Here is an 18,369-nt window from a genome sequence, read left to right on the forward strand (position 1 = left end):
CGAAGAACAGTTTAACAAAGGGTTCATTTGCACACTCTGCTCGGTCTCAAGACTTTGATGCTTGAGAATGATCAGAGAAGTAATCGAGAGAATCTTTTTTCCTTAAGGTTAATAATCTTTACCATTCTGCAAAATGAAGATATAATAAAACTGTTCTTTGAAGGAGGTGAAACAGTTGACGGTAGTTGAGAAGCTGATTGAATATGGTATCGTTGCGGTCATCAGAGCCGATTCTCCATCGCGGGCTGTAGAGATGTGCAGGGCATGCAGAGATGGTGGTATTGTTGCAATCGAGGTTACTTTCAGTGTACCACATGCTGTTGAAGTGATTCAGCAAATAGACAGAGAAATAGGCAATGAGATCTTGCTTGGTGCTGGAACCGTTCTCGATCCTTACACTGCCAAGATCGCCATCGAAGCTGGGGCAAAGTACATCGTTGCACCAAATCTCTCTGAAGAAACAGCTCTTCTGTGTAATAAACACAGAGTTCCTTACATTCCCGGTGTTCTCACACCAACTGAGATAGTTAAGGCGCTCGAGCTGGGAGTACCTTTGATGAAGCTTTTCCCAGCTTCCGCGGTTGGTCCATCTTACATCAAGGCAATTCATGGACCACTACCCCAAGCAAAGATCATGCCAACAGGTGGTGTCGAACTTGAAAATGTGAAAGACTGGATAAAAGCAGGTGCTGCGGCTGTTGGAGTAGGTGGAGGTCTGACCAAAGGAACCAAGGAAGAGATAGTTCAAAAAGCGAGAAGGTTCGTTGAACTCGTCAAAGAAGCTCGTGCTGAGATGAAAGGGAGGTGAAGGTTGTGAAAAAAGCGCTTTTAGTGACATTCTTGGCAGTCTTTTTCACAACAGTTCTTGCTGCCGACTATCCAAGAAAAGCTGTCACGATCATCTGTCCGTGGGGTGCTGGTGGTGGCACAGACAGAATTGCAAGATTTTTAGCTGATGAACTCAGCAAAAAGTTTGGACAACCATTCACAGTTGTAAACAAAACGGGTGGAGGAGGTGCAGTCGGGCACAGTGCTGGTGCTTATGCCGCACCGGATGGCTACACTCTCACCCTTGTAACAATGGAAATTGCCTCGATGCACTGGATGGGTCTGACAACACTTACTTACGAGGATTTCGAGTACATCGCCCAGTTCAACGAAGATTCTGCCGGAGTCATGGTCAAGGCCGATGCACCGTGGAAGACTTTGAATGATCTTTTGCAGGATATTAAGGCAAATCCCGGGAAGTACCTTTTCTCAGGAACGGCTGCAGGTGGTATATGGGATCTTGCGAGAATTGGTATGCTCGATGCAGCAGGTATTCCAGTTGATTACGTAACATGGGTGCCTTCAACCGGAGCTGCCCAAGGGCTTGTTGAATTGTTAGGTGGGCACGTACACGTTGTGACCTGTTCTTTGGCAGAAGCAATTACCCAGATACAGAGCGGTCAAGCTCGCGCTTTAGCCGTGATGGCAGACGAAAGAGACCCGAGATTTCCAGATGTGCCAACACTTAAGGAAATGGGCATCAATTGGTCTGCAGGTACATGGCGAGGGATCGCTGTTCCGAGAAAAACACCAGTAGAGATAAAGTCAACACTCGAAAAAGCTATATTGGAAATTGTGGAAACAGATGCTTTCAAAAACTTCATGAGTACAAACGGTTTCGGCATAAAGGTACGTAACGCTCAGGAATTCTATGAATTTGCGAGGCAACAAGATCAAGCTTGGAAACACGTCCTTGAGCTTGGTGGATACACCAAATGAATGGTAGCCCTTCAGGGGCTACCATTTTTTGAGGTGAGAAAATGTCAGACACTATCTTGGGCGTTTTTCTAATTGCTCTGGCAATCTTTGTGCTGATTTCTTCCTCGAGTTTTCCAAACCTTGTAGTCAGAGGCGAGAAATTGCCAGGACCGAAATATTTCCCCTCTTTGTTGTCTATTTTGATGATCCTCCTTGGGGTATTCTACATTGTTTCAAGTATTTTCAAGTTGAGAAAGAGAGAGAAAAATCAAATAGACAAATCTTCTAAAGGTCAACTCTCACCATTGTTGGTAGTTTTGACATCCTCAATTCTCTTCGTACCTGTCGTCCAGCTGGTCGGTACAACTGTTGGAGTAATTGCGATAACTTTTTCGATGATGGTTTTCTTTCGTGTCAAGTGGTATTATTCTGCGGTCATTTCAGTAACGCTCGCATTGTTGATTCGACTTGTCTTCGAAGTTCTGTTCAAAGTTCCTCTGCCAGAAGGTACTCTGATACCACTGTGAGGTGGCTTGGATGACTAACCTGTCAGAGATTCTGAGTTTCAATATTCTTCTTCCTCTTTTCTTATCTATGACTTTCGGCATCTTCGTGGGAGCGATACCCGGTTTAACTGCGACGATGGCAGTTGCTCTGATAATACCCATCACCTATTACATGCGCCCATTGGCTGGTCTTGCCATGGTCCTTGGGGTATCATTTACTGCTATCTTTGCCGGAGATATCCCCGCTACATTCTTGAGAATACCTGGAACACCAGCATCTGGTGCTGCAACTTTAGATGGTTTTGAACTCTCAAAAAAGGGCAAAGGAGCACTCGCTCTGACACTTGATTTGTTGTGCTCTGCCTTTGGTGGGTTGATCGGTGTGATCTTGCTTATCCTTATCGCACCACCTTTAGCGAATCTTGCTCTGAAATTCACCCACTTCGAGTATTTCTGGCTTGGAGTCTTTGGCCTGAGCATGGCGGCTGTGCTTAGCAAAGGAAATACCATCAAAGGACTCACATCGGCAATTCTGGGGTTGTTGATATCAACTATTGGAATCGACGTCACAACTGGCTATCCGAGGTTTACCTTTGGCGTTATTGAACTGATGGATGGAGTGAGTTTCATTCCGGCGATGATTGGACTTTTCGGATTGTCAGAAGTTCTGAAGAGAGTTGGGTTCGGTTTGCAGGCTTTGAAAGTTCCTGCGATAAGAGAAACGACTAAGCTGAGATTTATCGAAGCACTGAGGGAGGTTTGGAAGAACAAATTCACAGTTTTGCGCAGCTCTTTGATAGGTACCTTTATCGGAGCTCTACCAGGTGCAGGTGCCGATATCGCTGCTTGGGTTGCCTATGGTGCTGAAAAGAATATCTCTGGCGATGCTCAAATAGGAAAGGGATCTACAAAAGGCGTCATAGCTCCCACAAGCGCGAACAACGCAGCCATAGGAGGTACTTGGATCCCTGCTCTTGTCTTTGGTGTACCTGGAGATTCCATAACTGCAATAGTCCTTGGTGCAATGCTCATGTACGGACTCCGACCCGGTCCGATGATCTTTACTGAGTCACGACAGTTGGTCAACCAGTTGTTCATAATCGCCATAGTGATCCAATTCCTTTTAATTCCAGTGGGTTGGATCGGCATAAAGGCATTCTCGTTGTTCTTGAAACTGCAAACGAGCATTGTCATGACAGCCGTCGTAGTTTTCTCAGTTATTGGTTCTTATGCTTTAAGGAACAGCTTCTTCGATATCTACGTGATGATCGCTTTTGGAATCATCGGTTATGCATTGGAGAAATTGGGTATCCCATTGCCACCCATGATTCTTGGGCTGATCCTCGGTAGGATGATCGAAGATAATCTCAGGATAGGGCTGATAAAAACGAAGGGTAACTTCTTGCCATTCATTACGAGACCCATCAGTTTGACCATTTTGGTTCTCACCATCTTGGTTTTGATTGGACCCCAGTTGTTTTCAACGATCTTCAAGAGAAAATCATCTTGAGCAGCCATTAGGCTGCTTTTCTTGTATAATTTACCCTGGAGGTAGTATCTTGAAAACTGCCACGGTCATCACAACTGGAAGTGAATTGGTTGAAGGAATCATTTTGAACACAAACGCTAAGTTTATTTCCAGTAGACTGACCGAAATCGGTATCAAGGTTTTGCGCAACATTTCAGTGGATGATGATACTGATCTGATAACCAAAGCTGTAAAAGATGCATTAGTAGATTCAACGATAGTTGTCATCAGCGGTGGGTTAGGACCAACGGAGGATGACAAAACTCGCGAAGCTGTTGCAACAGCTCTCAACAGAAAAATCACTGTTGATGAAACCCTCAAAAGAGCTATAAGAGAAAGAGTTTCAAGATATCACAAATACCTGCCAGAAAACATCGATAGGCAGGCAATGGTCATTGAAGGTGCTTCAATTTTGCCGAACACAGTTGGAAGCGCTCCTGGCCAGCGAATAGACGTCGATGAAAGGATCATTGTATTGCTTCCCGGACCTCCTCAAGAACTACAACCTATGTTTGAAAGTTTTTTGAGACAACTCCATGTTGAATCTGAGACAAAGACTGTTTCCCTGTTGTTCTTCGGAATAGCCGAAGCCACTTTGGACGAGATCATGACGAAACTTTCACCAGAACCATGTATAAGAATTGCTACCCAGGCTTCATTCAGCGAGGGTGTATGTGTTCGACTCACTGCAGCTACAGATTGTGAGAAAGAGCTTCAGGAATTTGTCAGCAAACTTTCTCAACAAACCCATGGTCATCTGATCGCCACGGAGAATACCACTCTGGAAGAAGTATTGGTCAAAGTTCTAAGAGAGAAGAAAAAGACAGTTGCGATCGCAGAATCGTGTACTGGAGGTATGGTGAGCTCTAAGATTGTGAATGTCCCAGGTGCTTCAGAGGTTTTTCTCGGTGGAGTAGTTGCATACGACAATTCAGTAAAAGTGAATCTGCTCGGTGTGAAGAGCGAAACGATTGAAATACATGGTGCGGTCAGTGAGGAATGTGTAATCGAGATGGCAAATGGTGTCAGAAGGTTGCTCAGTAGTGATATAGCTTTAGCAGTCTCTGGCATTGCAGGACCAAGTGGTGGCAGTAGTGAAAAGCCAGTTGGGACGGTTTACTTCGCTATCAGCGATGAAAGAGAAAACAAATCCACCAAGTTTTTTTACCCGCAGGAGCGCAATATTTTCAGAGCAAGAATCGCTGCTCATGGACTGTATTTGATTTGGAGATATCTGCACAACATGATATAATATTTTTCAAAGCGATGGGAGGAATCCTCATGAATGAACAATACTTGAGTGTTTTCGTTGATGAAAGTAAGGAATACATTCAAACGTTGAACGATTCTCTACTCAAGCTAGAAAAGGACTATCAAGATGCAGAAGCCATAAATGAAACCTTTAGGGCCCTCCACACGCTCAAGGGTATGTCTGGTACAATGGGCTTTGAAACGATGTCAAAGCTGTGTCACAAAATGGAGCAGTTACTCGATAAGATAAGAAGCAAGAAAATCAAACTTGACTCTAAGATGTTAGACCAACTTTTCATTGGCGTAGACGTTCTTGACAAAATGATTGCATCGATAGTTAAGAGTGGAACTGATCATTTACCAGATTTCGACGTCGTGGCTTTTGCCCAGAATTTTGAAGTTCTTTCATCAGTTGTTGAGACTGTTGAACCAACAAAAGAGAAAAAGGAATCAGCTGAGAAAGCAGAAATCACCGAATCGGTTCAAAAGGTGATCGCCGAGGCAGAAAGAGAAGGCTACAACGCCTATCAGTTGAGCATCACACTCGCCAGCGGCACTCAGTTCAAAGCCGTCAGGATGTACATGGTTTTCAAAGCTATAGAGGAACACGGTGGACAGATCTTGAGTTCCAAGCCATCCGTGGAAGACATCGAACAGGAAAAGTTCGATCGAGATGTAGAACTGATAATCGTGATAAGAGAGGATAAGGAATCTCTACGAAACATGATCATGTCTATATCGGAAATTGAGAGAGTTACGATCAAAGACATTTCACAAAAAGAAGTCCAAGTCCAAACTGCTGTGATAGGTGAAAACGAGGAAAAAAAGATCGTTGAAGGGACAAGGGCTGAAATCTCAAAAGAGAAAAGAAGACTCACCCAGACAGTCCGTGTTGATATCGACAAACTCGATAATCTGATGAATTTGATGGGAGAGTTGGTCATATCCAGGAGCAGAATAGGCGATACTCTGAGAAAGTACAGCATCAAAGAGGTAGATGAAAGCCTCTCGCAGTTGAACAGGATAAGTTTGGACCTGCAGAATGTGGTGATGAAGATCAGGATGGTTCCGATCGCCTTTGTTTTCAACAGATTTCCCAGGATGGTTAGAGACGTCGCAAAACAACTTGGCAAGGAGATCAACTTCGTGGTCGAAGGAGAAGATACGGAGCTCGATAGAACCTTCGTTGAAGATATAGGTGAACCTCTGCTTCATATGCTCAGAAATGCCATCGATCATGGTATAGAATCTAAGGAAGAGAGACTGGCAAAAGGGAAACCACCAATTGGTACTGTTGTACTTTCTGCAAGGCATGAGGGTAACAATGTGGTAATCGAGGTCAGAGACGATGGTCGTGGCATAGAGAGATCGGCAGTTCTAAAGAAAGCAATTGAGAAAGGGTTAGTCACTGAGGCTCAGGCAGAGACATTGCCAGATGAAAAAGTCTATGAATTTCTCTTCATGCCCGGTTTTTCAACAAAGGCAGAAACTACAGAGCTTTCTGGTCGAGGTGTAGGCTTGGATGTGGTAAAGAATGTTGTCGAATCACTCAATGGCACTGTCAGTATAGAGAGCGCCAAGAACAAAGGCACTACAATAACAATGCGCTTGCCGCTGACTTTAGCTATAATTCAAGCACTTTTGGTCAAAGTGAATAACCTTGTGTATGCTGTTCCAATAGCGAATATTGATAGTACTCTGAGCATATCAAAGGAACAAATTCAGAAGATCCAAGATAGACAAGTGTCGGTTATTAGGGGAGAAATCATCCCTATTGTCAAATTATGGGACATACTGGAGCTGAAACACGAAGGTGATGATACCATTTACAACACTGTGATAGTCAGGGTCGGGAACAGAAAGTACGGTCTGACTGTTGATACACTGATTGGTCAAGAGGACATTGTGATAAAATCCCTTGGAAAGATCTTCAGTGATGTCAGAATATTCAGTGGTGGTGCGATACTCGGAGATGGTAGTATAGCTTTGATACTGGATGTTGCCAACATCGCTTGAATTCTTGAGGAGGGATCCGATGCAAAACGAGAGCGAATTCGAGGTATTCGTCTTCAGTGTTGGCGAACAAGAAATGGCATTTGATGTAGACCATGTTAGCATGGTTATAGAAAGGCCTGAGATAACACCTGTGCCAAAATCGAAGAGCACAGTGTTAGGTGTTATGAATCTACGTGGTAGAATTGTCCCAGTCGTAAATCTTGCCATGTCACTTGGTGTTGAATTCGGCAAGACAGATGATGAGAAGGTTGTAGTTGTGAATTGGGAAGAGATGGAAGTCAGTTTCCTGGTAAACAAAGTCAAAGGTGTTTTGAGATGCAATGAAGGCGAGGTTGAGAAGTTGCAAGAACTCGCCAAATTTGGTGAAAAGTGTAAAGGGATAATTAAGAAAGGCAACGAGTTGATTGTCTACTTGAACATAGGAAAAATACTGGGTGAGTTGATCACCGTTTCAGAGTACAGTACTGAGGGGGTATGGTGATGGCAAAACGAGTGCTCATAGTTGATGATGCTGCGTTCATGAGAATGCTTTTGAAGGACATAATTACAAAGGCTGGCTACGAGGTAGTTGGGGAAGCCGCAAACGGTGTTGAAGCTGTTGAAAAGTACAAGGAATTGAAACCCGATGTTGTGACAATGGATATCACTATGCCTGAGATGAACGGAATAGAAGCTATAAAGAAAATCCGTGAATTCGCTCCTGATGCTAAGATTATTGTTTGCAGCGCGATGGGCCAACAAGCGATGGTTATAGAAGCGATTCAAGCAGGTGCAAAAGATTTCATCGTCAAGCCATTTCAACACACCAGAGTTGTCGAGGCTCTTCAAAAAATCAACTGAGTGGGGTGGGATGGATAGGATCGCTCTTTTGGCAAGTGTTGCTGGCATTTGTTTTCTTAATAGGTTTTCTCGCCGTTGTGTATTTCTTTGTCAGAAGAAGAAATCCTTTCCTTACCTCGAGAAACATTAAGGTACTCGAGAGATATTTCATAGACAGAAATTGCTCGGTAGTTTTGGTTCAAATCATGAACAGTTACTTTTTTCTCCTCGTCACTCCAAATGGAGGAACTGTTCTAAAACAACTGACAGAAGATGAAATAGGTCAACTTGAGCAGTCTGAAAGTTTTTCGCGCCTTCTCTTCAAAAAGCTTGGAAGACGAGAGAAAAGGGATGAAGAGAAGTGAGAAAGTTATTAGTTCTGATACTTGTCTTTATGCCGACGATGATCCTACCACAGGAAGAATTACCTTTCCCCTCGATTAGTATTGGAATTTCACCGGCGCAAAATCAAAGAGATTTGGTGGTTACTCTTGAAATACTTCTGATTTTGACCGTTCTCACCTTAGCACCGAGCATCATCATCTTGTTTACATCTTTCACCAGAATTGTCGTTGTGTTCTCCTTTCTGAGAAACGCACTCGGTACAAGACAAACCCCACCTGCGCAAGTTCTCGTCGGTTTAGCTCTCTTTCTGACCTTTTTTATAATGCAACCTGTGTGGAACGATATTTACAACAACGCGATCTCACCATACATGAGAGCGGAGATAGGCTATCAGGAACTTTTCTCAAGGATGATGCAGAGAGTTCGTGTTTTCATGGTTAACGAATTGGTGAATCATCACAACGAAGACAACGTTTTCTTACTCGCTTCGAGTCTCGGGCAGAAGTACGACAAGATCGAAGATGTTCCAAACAGCATTGTTATACCTGCCTTTGTGCTCGGAGAGCTTGAGTTAGGTTTCAAAATGGGCGTATTGCTTTACATCCCGTTCATTGTTGTCGACATGGTCGTGGCAAGTGTTTTGCTCGGTATGGGAATGATCATGATTCCTCCTGTGTTGATCTCACTGCCATTCAAAGTTCTGCTCTTCATCGCAGTAAACGGTTGGGATCTACTGGTGTCTGGCTTGGTAAAGAGTTTTGCGAGGTGATCGAATATGACCTTAGATTTGTTCATAGATGTCTTCAAGGACGGTATTCAAACAGTCATAGTTGTGATAACACCTGTTTTGCTGGTGAGCTTGATCGTTGGCCTCGTGATAAGTATCTTTCAAGCCGTTACTCAAATACACGAACAAACCTTAACCTTTGCACCTAAGATAATACTCATGCTCATCACAATAATGTTCTTGGGATCTTGGATGTTTGAAAAGCTTATAGAGTATGCACAAGAGATGTGGGAGAAATTCATGGGAATGATCTGATTTGGAATTCAGAGAGTTCTTGGAGAACAGGTTTTTATGCTGGGTTTTGATAGTTACACGCACAGCAGGTATGTTCACAATAGCACCGTTCTTTGCCGATTGGTTTCTACCGCTGCAGGCGAAGATTCTGCTGGTGGTCTTGCTGGGATGGTTATCCTTACCCATGTCAAAGGAGATCATCCCTTTGCAGACACCTCCAACTGAAATCGCGCTCGCACTCTTTGGTAATTACACCTTTGGACTTGCTATAGGCTTCCTAGCGGTACTGCCGATAGTTGCGCTTAGTGTTGCAGGAGAGATCTTTGGTACCCAAATGGGTTTTGCGATGTCATCGGTTTTCGATCCTCAGAGAGAAGAAGTACCATTACCTGGCGAAATCTTGTACACCTTGGGCCTTGTTGTCTTTGTCGCTTTGAAGGGTCATCTGCTGATTTACCAGGCCGTTGTTGACTCTCTGAAACTGGTTCCTTTATCCAAGACCATTACGAATTTCGATTTCGTCGGGATTTTGACTCAGAAAACAACGGAGATGTTTGTCATAGCGATGAAGATTGGTTTACCAATGATAGGCTTCATGCTAGTTGTTTCAATAGCGCTCGGGATAATCTCAAGACTGGTACCACAGATGAACGTGTTCATGGTTGGAATGCCACTGAAGGTCTTGGTTGGCTTTATACTCTTTGTAGGGATGATACCTGTATGGGCAGAGGTTTTTTCTCAGATTGCTGCAAAAACGGTGAATTTCTTGGCTTACTTCACGGAGATCTTTTCAAAATAGATCTGCAACTCTTCGCTGACCCAGAAAGAACCGAGAAGCCAACTCCCAGAAGGCAGAGAAAAGCACGTGAAGAAGGTCAGGTCGCACTTTCCAGAGAGCTTAACATGGCAGTGGCTTTCTTGGTTGCGACTGTTGTCATGAGGTTCGTCCTGCAGAGATTAATCGATCTCTCTATTGCTGCAAGTACCACCTTTTTGGGTTTGGATGATTTCGACGATCTTGAAAAGATCTCATCACGTGTTCTCTATGCATTCAGGGACCCTCTTTTGGTTCTCGTGGTTCTGTTTTTTTCCATTGCTATATCGGCAATTGTGATTGGGGCGATACAAACACGTTTCCTGTTTTCCTTTAAGCCTTTGAAGTTCGATCTGAAGAGAATAAACCCAGTTGAAGGTTTCAAGAGAATGTTTTCCCTCAGAAGCCTCTTTGAATTGTTCAAGTCAGTGTTGAAGATGATCATCGTTGGCTATGTAGCTTATTCAGTGATAAAGCCGAAGTTCGCTTCATTTGCACTCTACAGCGATATGGAAACAGCAGATTCGATGAAGATTGTCTTCAATCTTGCGTATGAAGTGATGTTCAAGTGTTCAATCGCTTTGTTGGTCCTCGCTATAGTAGATTATTTTTACCAAAGATGGGAATTCGAAAAGAGTCTGCGAATGACTAAGCAGGAGTTGAAGGAAGAATACCGTGAGGTCGAAGGTAGTCCAGAGGTGAAGAGAAGACAGAGAGAGATCATGGCAAGACTTGCGAGAGGAAGAATGCTTCAGCAAGTTCCGCAAGCAGATGTGGTTATAACAAACCCAACACACATAGCAGTCGCAATAAAGTATGATTCTGCAGAAATGGAAGCACCAGTTGTCGTGGCAAAAGGTGCTGATGAAGTTGCTCATAAGATCGTTGAGATAGCAAGGCAGAACGGTGTACCGATTGTGCAAAACCCCGAAGTTGCCCGCCAGCTTTACAGAATGATAGATGTAGGAGAGCAAATTCCGCCAGGACTTTATCATGCTGTTGCTGAAATCTTAGCCTATGTTTACTCTTTGAGATAGCGAGTATTTTGGTATAATTTAGAGTTAAGGGAGTGTTCTTGTGAAGAACGTTGACATCTTTGTTGCCGTTCTCGTTGTCGCTATAGTTTTCATAATGATCTTACCCATTCCAGACTTCTTGCTGGATTTCTTTCAGTTGCTCAACATAGCACTTTCCCTTGTCATTCTGCTTTCCACCATGTACATAAGACATACCCTTGATATGTCATCTTTTCCAACTCTGTTGTTGATTATCACTCTTTTCAGGTTGGGATTGAATGTCGCTTCAACTCGATTGATCCTCTTGGAAGGCGAGAACTTTCAAGGTAGGGTCATAAGAACCTTCGGTGAATTCGTTGTCAAGGGTGATTACATAGTTGGACTTGTGGTTTTCATAATTCTTGTGATCGTTCAGTTCATAGTCATAACACGTGGTGCTGAAAGAATTGCCGAGGTGGCTGCAAGATTCACACTCGACGCAATGCCAGGAAAACAGATGAGCGTTGATGCAGATCTCAACGCTGGCTTGATAACCGAACAGGAAGCAAGGCAAAGGCGTGAAACGATAAGAAGAGAAGCCGACTTTTATGGCGCTATGGATGGTGCAACCAAGTTTGTAAGAGGCGATGCAATCGCGAGCATTATCATTGTTCTTGTGAACATATTAGGCGGTATACTCATAGGTATCTTGAAACATCAACTTTCAATTGCCGATGCTGCCAAGGTCTACACTCTTCTAACTGTGGGAGATGGATTGGTCTCTCAGATACCAGCTTTACTCGTTTCAACAGCCACAGGTATTCTCGTTTCGCGAGCAGCATCTAAGGAGAATTTCGGTCAAGACCTCGTGAGAGAACTAACCTCTGAAAGAAGGGTGATAGTAATCACCGGTGCTATCTTAGCCTTTCTTGGCATCGTCACGCCAATCCCCTTGACGAGTACCATTATAGGTGTAGTTTTCATCGCACTCGCCATTTACACTGCACGTGCGGTCCCACAAAAGGCTGTACCAGCACCAGCCGGTCCTGCCCCCACCCCTGTCACGAAACCTGTTTTGACGACACCGCAAGAGGTTGCTGAGGTGCTCCAGACGGACACAGTAGAGGTAGAAATAGGCTATGGATTACTCCCACTTGCTGACCCTTCCCAAGGAGGAGATCTCTTAGAACGAGTGACAATGATCAGGAAACAAATCGCCTTTGACCTTGGATTAGTCATATCGCCCGTCAGGATGCGTGATAGCGTCCTTTTAAAACCGAATGAGTACCTGATAAAGATTCGAGGTGCAGAAGTCGCCAGGTATGAGCTGATGCCCAGCAGACTGTTGGCTATAAACCCTGGTACCGCTGTAGACAAAATACCAGGTATCCCCGTTAAGGAACCAGCTTTTGGCCTTAGTGCCTTCTGGATTGAACCGACTCGCAAGGAAGAAGCTACGAGGCTCGGCTATACTGTCGTTGACCCACCTACGGTTTTTGCCACTCATCTGACCGAGGTACTCAAGAGAAATGCAGCTGAATTGCTCGGTGCCAGAGAGTTCAACATGTTGATCGACGGTCTCAGAGAAAGGTTCCCACAGCTGGTGAGCGATTTGATTCCGGGCGTTCTGAAGTCAACAGATGTGAAAAAGATTCTTCAAAGGCTTCTGAGTGAGGGCATCTCGGTGAGAAACCTACCTTTGATCTTCGAGACACTACTGGAGTACGGTGAGAAATCAACCGATATAGTCTATCTCACCGAGCAGATTCGAAGGGCTTTGAGACGTCAAATAGTTCAATCGATTCTCTCTGAGGACGGCAAGGTTCACGCAGTAGCCTTCGATCACGACCTTGAAAAGAGAATACTCGATTCTCTGCAGGACATGAATGGTGAAAAGAGGATCGCTCTTAACCCGCAGATACTAAGAGAACTGATGGAAAAGACCTCAAAGCAACTTGAGACTCTGATGAAGAAAGGTTTTTCGCCTGTCCTTATTTGCTCTGGTGCCATAAGGCCATATCTTTCGTCCACAGTCAGGAGATTTCTACCGAATGTGCCGGTGATTGCTTACGAGGAACTACCTGATGATGTAACAGTTCAAATAGAGGGTGTGGTCAAACTGTGAAGGTAAAGAAGTACATGGTGAACGATATAAAAGAAGCTCTTGAACAAATAAAAAGAGATCTCGGCGAAGACGCAGTGATACTGAGTACTCGGAGTATCAAAAAAGGTGGTTTTTTAGGTATAGGAGCTAAGAGGTATCTGGAGGTCACCGCAGTTTGTGAAGACAAGAATCAGGTTAAGAGTGAAAACAGTGAAGTCTATAAGTTCCAAGAGCTTCTCGTGAAGAACAAGGAAAAGCGCCAAGAAGAGGAAATGAGAGAACTGAAACAAATGATTCAAGAAATGAGATCCATGCTCAGTTTAAGCAAACAAAATGATCTACCACAAAGTATTCAAAGGTTGCTCAGGGCACTTCAAGTTCACGAAGTTGATCCCACTGTGATGAACAGAGTTGTGGAGTACATAAGAATAGCGTACGGCGACATAACGATCGATGAGAACTTTCGGCAAAAACTTGCCGAGTACCTGTTACCTTTCATGAGAACGGAGGTTCCAGAGCTTAAGAATACCGTACTCTTTGTGGGTCCAACTGGCGTCGGCAAGACAACGACGCTTGCAAAACTCGCAGCAAGACTGAAACTTGTAGAGAAAAGACAAGTAGCTATTTTAACCCTTGATACCTACCGAATAGCCGCAACCGAACAACTGAAAACTTACGCAACTATTATGGATATACCTATGAGAGTAGCTTATACACCAAGAGAGGCCAGATTGGAACTTGACGCTATGCAAGACTTTGACACAATTTTGATAGACACTGCTGGCAGGAGTCAAAACAACGAGATACAGATGAGTGAACTCAAAGCTCTTGCAGAGACTGTTTCTCCATACATATGTTTTTTGGTCACGAGTATGAATTGCAAGTACTCTGATTTGAAAGACATAACAAGACATTTTTCAGTCGCCAAGTACACACATGTCATACTCACCAAAATGGACGAGACAAAGTCATATGGTCATCTGATCAACATACCGCAGCTGTGCGATGCCCCTATCGCCTTTGTCACAAATGGGCAAAGGGTTCCAGAGGATATAGTTGAAGCCAATTCAAGAGAGTTTTCATACATGTTTTCTAAAGAGGTGCTGAAAGTTGCGCAATCAAGCTGAGGGTTTATTGAGAAACCAACCAAAAGTGATAAGCGTCGCGAGCGGAAAAGGAGGAGTCGGCAAGACGATAGTCGCTGTGAATTTGTCTATAGTGCTCGCACAGCGAGGTGAAAGAGTACTCCTCTTTGACGCAGATGCTGGTTTTGCAAATGCTGAAATCCTCATGGGCGTAACCCCGAGAAACACGTTGAAGGACTTCTTGCAGAAGCGTACAAGTTTAGAGAAGGTAATCTTTCAGACTCCATACCAAGTCGACCTGATAAGCACCGGGATGGATGTGGATGATCTGATCACCTTCAATTTGGAGGATAAAGCAGAACTCTACAACCACTTACAGCGTGTCGCTTCAAATTATGAATACATGGTTTTTGATTTTCCACCAGGTTTTAACACTGAACTCGAGAGATTCTACGCGAGTTCAGATCATCTGATAATGGTTACTGCATCTGAGCCCACATCGCTTGTAAACGCGTATACTTTTGTAAAATTGATGACTGTGAAGGGCGTGGATCCAGATGGGTTTCATATCGTCATGAATATGGTTAAGGACATGCGAGATGGTAGAAAGGTTATGGAAAGATTCGTTTCTGTCATAACGAGATTCGCAGGTGTTCCGATTACCTCAACTCATTTGATTCGCTATGACTCTCTTGTAAAAGACAGCGTCAACAAACAGTTGCCTTTTGTGACAACAAGGAGAATCTCACAGCCAGCTTTGGCAGTTTATGGAATTGCAGATGTGGTTAGCAAGAGACAACCTGTTAAGAAATTGTCTTTTATCGACAAAGTCAAAGCACTCTTCGGAGTTGGTTGAGGTGCCACGATGGTCGAGCAAGTGAACTATGTTGAAGCTCCGTTGGTCATCAGACCCGGTATGCCTTTGCTAATAGAGGTCGAATCCAAGGATGGCGAGAAAACTACTTTGAAGAGCACCGTACACGAAACCTACTTTGAGAAGGGCACTTTGAAGATTGCGATGCCTAGCTTCAAAGGAAGGTTTGTTGCATTGCCTCGAGGAGATTTCATCTACGTCACGGCACTGTCGAACAAGGTGGTCTATACCTTTTCAAGTCGTGTAATCGATTATGGACGAGATGAAAACAATTTTCTGGTCATGTACGTGAGCATACCATCGGTGGTTAAGAGAGTTCAAAGAAGAAGGTTTGTGAGAATACCACTTGTTCTAAATGGTGTATATACACTGCCTGGTGATCTTAGAGAGTACAAATTCATGACACGTGACTTCAGCGCCGGTGGAATGTTGATGTGCACAAAGAACGTTCTTTCCGTAGGTCAACCGATCTTCGTAAATCTCGATCTTGGTAGCATAAAGCTACTTCAACAGAAAGCTCAGATTGTTAGAACAGTTGGTAAGAACGAAGCAACCGGTTTTTACGAATACGGTGTACAATTTCTGGATCTATCACCAGAACTTGAAAGATCGCTGGTTGTTTTTGTATTCCAGCAAGAACTGAAGATGAGAAAAGCATCACAAGGAGAGGAGGTTTAGGATGCAACTGACCGAAAAACAATTAGATCTTCTCAAAGAGATAGGCAATATCGGTACTGGGAATGCAGCAACAGCTTTGTCAACTCTGACAGGAAAGAGGATCGAAATAACTGTACCAAGTGCGAAGATGGTTCCAATCGAAAGAATAATCTTCATGTTCGAGCAACCAGAGGACATAGTCATAGGAATAAGAATGACTGTGAAAGGTGATATAGACCTTGATGTGCTACTTGTTTTGGACAGGAAAGCCGGTAAGAAGATTCTCACAGACTTATTGGGTAGTCCATGCGAGGACATCACACAGCTGGACGAGATGTCTTCTTCTGCGCTCAGAGAGATAGGTAATATCATGTGTGGTTCTTACATCACCGCCCTTGCGGAATTCACCCAACTCTACCTCGATCCTCTACCACCCGAACTGAGTATTGATATGCTTGTAGCAATCGTTTCCGAAGCAGTTCTTTCAAGGGCAGATTATGAAGACGATGCCATATTCGTCGAGACTGAATTGAGTGTTGAAGATGTCAAATCTGCCACTTCACAGATGTTTCTCATACCAGGACGAGGAAGTCTTGAAAAAGTGTTTTCAAGGGTGGGAGCGTAATGGTTAAGAAAACGATAATTGGAATTGGCGAAGCCGCAATTGAAAGGAACCCCGCGATCATTGTAACCCTTGGATTGGGATCTTGTGTGGGTGTTTGCATGAGAGATCCTGTTGCTCGGCTGGGTGGTATGGCACACGTGATGCTGCCAGAAAGTGGTGACAGAGATGTCAAGAGCCCTGGAAAGTACGCCGATACAGCTGTGCGATATCTCGTCGACAAGCTAATCGAGATGGGTGCTGTCAAATCGCGCATCGAAGCTAAAATAGCCGGAGGTGCTGCGATGTTTGAGTCCAGTGGTATGAATATTGGTAAAAAGAACGTTGATTCAGTCAAGTACTGGCTCAAATATTTCGACATACCAATCAAGGGAGAAGATACAGGTGGTAATAGAGCAAGAAGCATTGAATACAATATCGAAACGGGCAAATTACTCGTGAGGAAGGTCGGTGGAGGAGAGACTGTGCAAATCCTCGAAATATAGAGAGGATGATTACGTGTACAAGACAAGCGAAGAAGAAATAGTCAAAGAAATGCTCCCTGTCGTAAAGAGAATAGCACTGGACTTGCTCCATAATCTACCGAAAAATGTAGAGCTGGACGATTTGGTTCAAGAAGGTGTTTTAGCTCTCTTATCAGCTATCAGGAGATATGATCCAAAGAAAGGTGCTAATTTGCATGCCTTTGTTGTGAAAAGGGTCAAAGGTGCGATGTATGATTATCTGAGAAAGATAGATTGGATGCCGAGAAACTTGCGACACAACGTCAAGGAAGTCGAGAGGGCGGTGTACGAGCTGGAGTCGCAGTTGAACAGATACCCAACGATAGAAGAAATATCACTTCACACTGGACTGACAAACAACGAGGTGAAGAGGGCACTCGATGAGACTGTCAGAAAACAACTTCTAAGACTCGATGAGTTTCTGTATGAAGATTTCGATTCCTTCGCCGATAATTTGAGTGAACCGAGTGAGCCTTCGGAGAGTGCTTTTAAGGAGATTGTAGCTGAGAAGTTAGCCGAAGCCATCAAGACTCTAACACCACGGGAACAGCTTGTGTTATCACTCAGATTTGAACAAGATCTTTCTTTGAAGGAGATCGGTCTAACTATTGGTGTGAGTGAATCAAGAGTGTCTCAGATTTTATCAGCCGCTCTCTTGAAAATCAAGAGACGGGTTTTGGGTGAAGAGAATGATAACTCCGGTGGACCTTCAGACAGTCATTGTTAGAGGGCCCGATATATCTGGTGCTGCCGCACAAGCCATAAATGTTCAAATTGCGGCAAGTCAATTGTTGAAATCTGAGATAGTGTCTAAGTCTGAGCAACAACTGAGAATGGTTAACCCAGAAAATAAAATCGAGGAGAAGATCGTCAAATCCTCCACAGAAGAAGGCGGAGGCTCTGCAGGTGGTTACTATTTTGGCAAAAGACGTGGGCAGAATCAGAAAGAGGAAAGAAAAGGTTTTATGCTGGACGTGAGATTGTGATAGGCTATCTGTCGGTTAGGAGAATCGACGAAAAGTATGTTGGTGGCATACTGGTTGTTGATGAATCAGGGATACCCCATGAATTCAAATACACAGACCCAATTGTTCCAACAACACTGCAGAAGATCCTTTACGGAAAGTCTTTGGAGGGATACTTGAATACAGAAGTGATCGCCAAGTCACTCTTGAAAAAGTTGGACAACAAACCAGAAGTAGTTTTCACAGACAGCTCAGTTTTAGTAGATGCTGCTGAAAACGTTTTCTTCGCCGTTGCTTCAGTATCTTCAACCGGGCAGATTGAGCAACCATCACCTGATGAGTGCATAATTCCCACATCTATAGGAGCTATACGTTTTGCCTCGGCAAAGGAAATTCCTCAGGACAAATTGGAGAAACTCAAGCAGATAGCAGAAGAAATCGATCTTCTTGAACCTTTTCAAAGACTTCAAAAGGCACTTGAATACATATGCAGATCTTCCAGCAGTTGATAGAGTCTT

At 43.9% G+C, this 18,369-nt stretch carries 22 protein-coding genes; all 22 read left to right on the forward strand.

The features are described 5' to 3' along the window. Positions 1-175 precede the first annotated feature (175 nt). Complete coding sequence (locus ACSFC1_RS06430) at positions 176-808, forward strand: bifunctional 4-hydroxy-2-oxoglutarate aldolase/2-dehydro-3-deoxy-phosphogluconate aldolase (protein WP_435565284.1); 633 nt, start codon at positions 176-178, stop codon at positions 806-808. 5 nt (positions 809-813) lie between these two features. Then, on the forward strand, positions 814-1,767 hold the full coding sequence (locus ACSFC1_RS06435; RefSeq protein WP_435565285.1) for a tripartite tricarboxylate transporter substrate binding protein: 954 nt from the start codon (positions 814-816) through the stop codon (positions 1,765-1,767). Positions 1,768-1,808: 41 nt separating this feature from the next. Further along, a complete protein-coding gene (locus ACSFC1_RS06440) occupies positions 1,809-2,273 on the forward strand; it encodes a tripartite tricarboxylate transporter TctB family protein (protein WP_435565286.1) in 465 nt (154 codons plus the stop codon). Between the two features lie 10 nt (positions 2,274-2,283). Further along, positions 2,284-3,762, forward strand: a complete 1,479-nt coding sequence (locus ACSFC1_RS06445; protein WP_435565287.1) for a tripartite tricarboxylate transporter permease — start codon at positions 2,284-2,286, stop codon at positions 3,760-3,762. 49 nt (positions 3,763-3,811) lie between these two features. Continuing rightward, complete coding sequence (locus tag ACSFC1_RS06450; RefSeq protein ID WP_435565288.1) at positions 3,812-5,032, forward strand: competence/damage-inducible protein A; 1,221 nt, start codon at positions 3,812-3,814, stop codon at positions 5,030-5,032. Between the two features lie 29 nt (positions 5,033-5,061). Further along, entirely contained in the window at positions 5,062-7,047 is a 1,986-nt protein-coding gene (locus ACSFC1_RS06455; RefSeq protein WP_435565289.1) for a chemotaxis protein CheW, read from the forward strand. 19 nt (positions 7,048-7,066) lie between these two features. Further along, positions 7,067-7,528: a chemotaxis protein CheW gene (locus tag ACSFC1_RS06460; protein ID WP_435565290.1), complete on the forward strand. Its 462-nt coding sequence runs from the start codon at positions 7,067-7,069 to the stop codon at positions 7,526-7,528. After that, complete coding sequence (gene cheY, locus ACSFC1_RS06465) at positions 7,528-7,887, forward strand: chemotaxis protein CheY (protein ID WP_435565291.1); 360 nt, start codon at positions 7,528-7,530, stop codon at positions 7,885-7,887. The genes ACSFC1_RS06460 and cheY overlap by 1 nt, the downstream gene beginning before the upstream one ends. Positions 7,888-7,892: 5 nt before the next feature. After that, on the forward strand, positions 7,893-8,231 hold the full coding sequence (locus ACSFC1_RS06470; RefSeq protein WP_435565292.1) for a FliO/MopB family protein: 339 nt from the start codon (positions 7,893-7,895) through the stop codon (positions 8,229-8,231). Beyond that, positions 8,228-8,980 carry a flagellar type III secretion system pore protein FliP gene (gene fliP / locus ACSFC1_RS06475; protein ID WP_435565293.1) on the forward strand — a complete coding sequence of 251 codons (753 nt, stop codon included), beginning with the start codon at positions 8,228-8,230 and terminating at the stop codon, positions 8,978-8,980. The genes ACSFC1_RS06470 and fliP overlap by 4 nt, the downstream gene beginning before the upstream one ends. A 6-nt stretch (positions 8,981-8,986) precedes the next feature. After that, positions 8,987-9,253: a flagellar biosynthesis protein FliQ gene (gene fliQ / locus ACSFC1_RS06480; protein ID WP_435565294.1), complete on the forward strand. Its 267-nt coding sequence runs from the start codon at positions 8,987-8,989 to the stop codon at positions 9,251-9,253. Between the two features lie 70 nt (positions 9,254-9,323). Beyond that, on the forward strand, positions 9,324-10,031 hold the full coding sequence (gene fliR / locus ACSFC1_RS06485; RefSeq protein WP_435565295.1) for a flagellar biosynthetic protein FliR: 708 nt from the start codon (positions 9,324-9,326) through the stop codon (positions 10,029-10,031). Continuing rightward, on the forward strand, positions 9,953-11,083 hold the full coding sequence (gene flhB / locus ACSFC1_RS06490; protein WP_435565296.1) for a flagellar biosynthesis protein FlhB: 1,131 nt from the start codon (positions 9,953-9,955) through the stop codon (positions 11,081-11,083). The genes fliR and flhB overlap by 79 nt, the downstream gene beginning before the upstream one ends. Positions 11,084-11,123: 40 nt before the next feature. Further along, positions 11,124-13,166 carry a flagellar biosynthesis protein FlhA gene (gene flhA, locus ACSFC1_RS06495; RefSeq protein ID WP_435565297.1) on the forward strand — a complete coding sequence of 681 codons (2,043 nt, stop codon included), beginning with the start codon at positions 11,124-11,126 and terminating at the stop codon, positions 13,164-13,166. Next, positions 13,163-14,272 (forward strand): flagellar biosynthesis protein FlhF, encoded by a 1,110-nt coding sequence (gene flhF / locus ACSFC1_RS06500; RefSeq protein ID WP_435565298.1) that lies wholly within the window; start codon positions 13,163-13,165, stop codon positions 14,270-14,272. Before flhA ends, flhF begins: the two co-directional genes overlap by 4 nt. Further along, positions 14,256-15,086, forward strand: coding sequence for an AAA family ATPase (locus ACSFC1_RS06505; RefSeq protein WP_435565299.1), 831 nt, complete (start codon positions 14,256-14,258; stop codon positions 15,084-15,086). The genes flhF and ACSFC1_RS06505 overlap by 17 nt, the downstream gene beginning before the upstream one ends. 9 nt (positions 15,087-15,095) lie before the next feature. Next, positions 15,096-15,782 (forward strand): flagellar brake protein, encoded by a 687-nt coding sequence (locus ACSFC1_RS06510; RefSeq protein ID WP_435565300.1) that lies wholly within the window; start codon positions 15,096-15,098, stop codon positions 15,780-15,782. Between the two features lies 1 nt (position 15,783). After that, complete coding sequence (gene cheC, locus ACSFC1_RS06515) at positions 15,784-16,386, forward strand: CheY-P phosphatase CheC (protein WP_435565301.1); 603 nt, start codon at positions 15,784-15,786, stop codon at positions 16,384-16,386. Continuing rightward, entirely contained in the window at positions 16,386-16,868 is a 483-nt protein-coding gene (cheD, locus tag ACSFC1_RS06520; RefSeq protein ID WP_435565302.1) for a chemoreceptor glutamine deamidase/glutamate methylesterase CheD, read from the forward strand. The genes cheC and cheD overlap by 1 nt, the downstream gene beginning before the upstream one ends. A gap of 13 nt (positions 16,869-16,881) precedes the next feature. Then, entirely contained in the window at positions 16,882-17,613 is a 732-nt protein-coding gene (locus ACSFC1_RS06525; protein WP_435566003.1) for a FliA/WhiG family RNA polymerase sigma factor, read from the forward strand. Further along, positions 17,576-17,872, forward strand: coding sequence for a hypothetical protein (locus ACSFC1_RS06530; RefSeq protein WP_435565303.1), 297 nt, complete (start codon positions 17,576-17,578; stop codon positions 17,870-17,872). Before ACSFC1_RS06525 ends, ACSFC1_RS06530 begins: the two co-directional genes overlap by 38 nt. Then, entirely contained in the window at positions 17,869-18,360 is a 492-nt protein-coding gene (locus ACSFC1_RS06535; protein WP_435565304.1) for a hypothetical protein, read from the forward strand. Before ACSFC1_RS06530 ends, ACSFC1_RS06535 begins: the two co-directional genes overlap by 4 nt. Positions 18,361-18,369: the final 9 nt, after the last annotated feature.

The sequence above is a fragment of the Pseudothermotoga sp. U03pept genome (assembly GCF_051235805.1).
In the GTDB taxonomy this organism is placed as follows: domain Bacteria; phylum Thermotogota; class Thermotogae; order Thermotogales; family DSM-5069; genus Pseudothermotoga_B.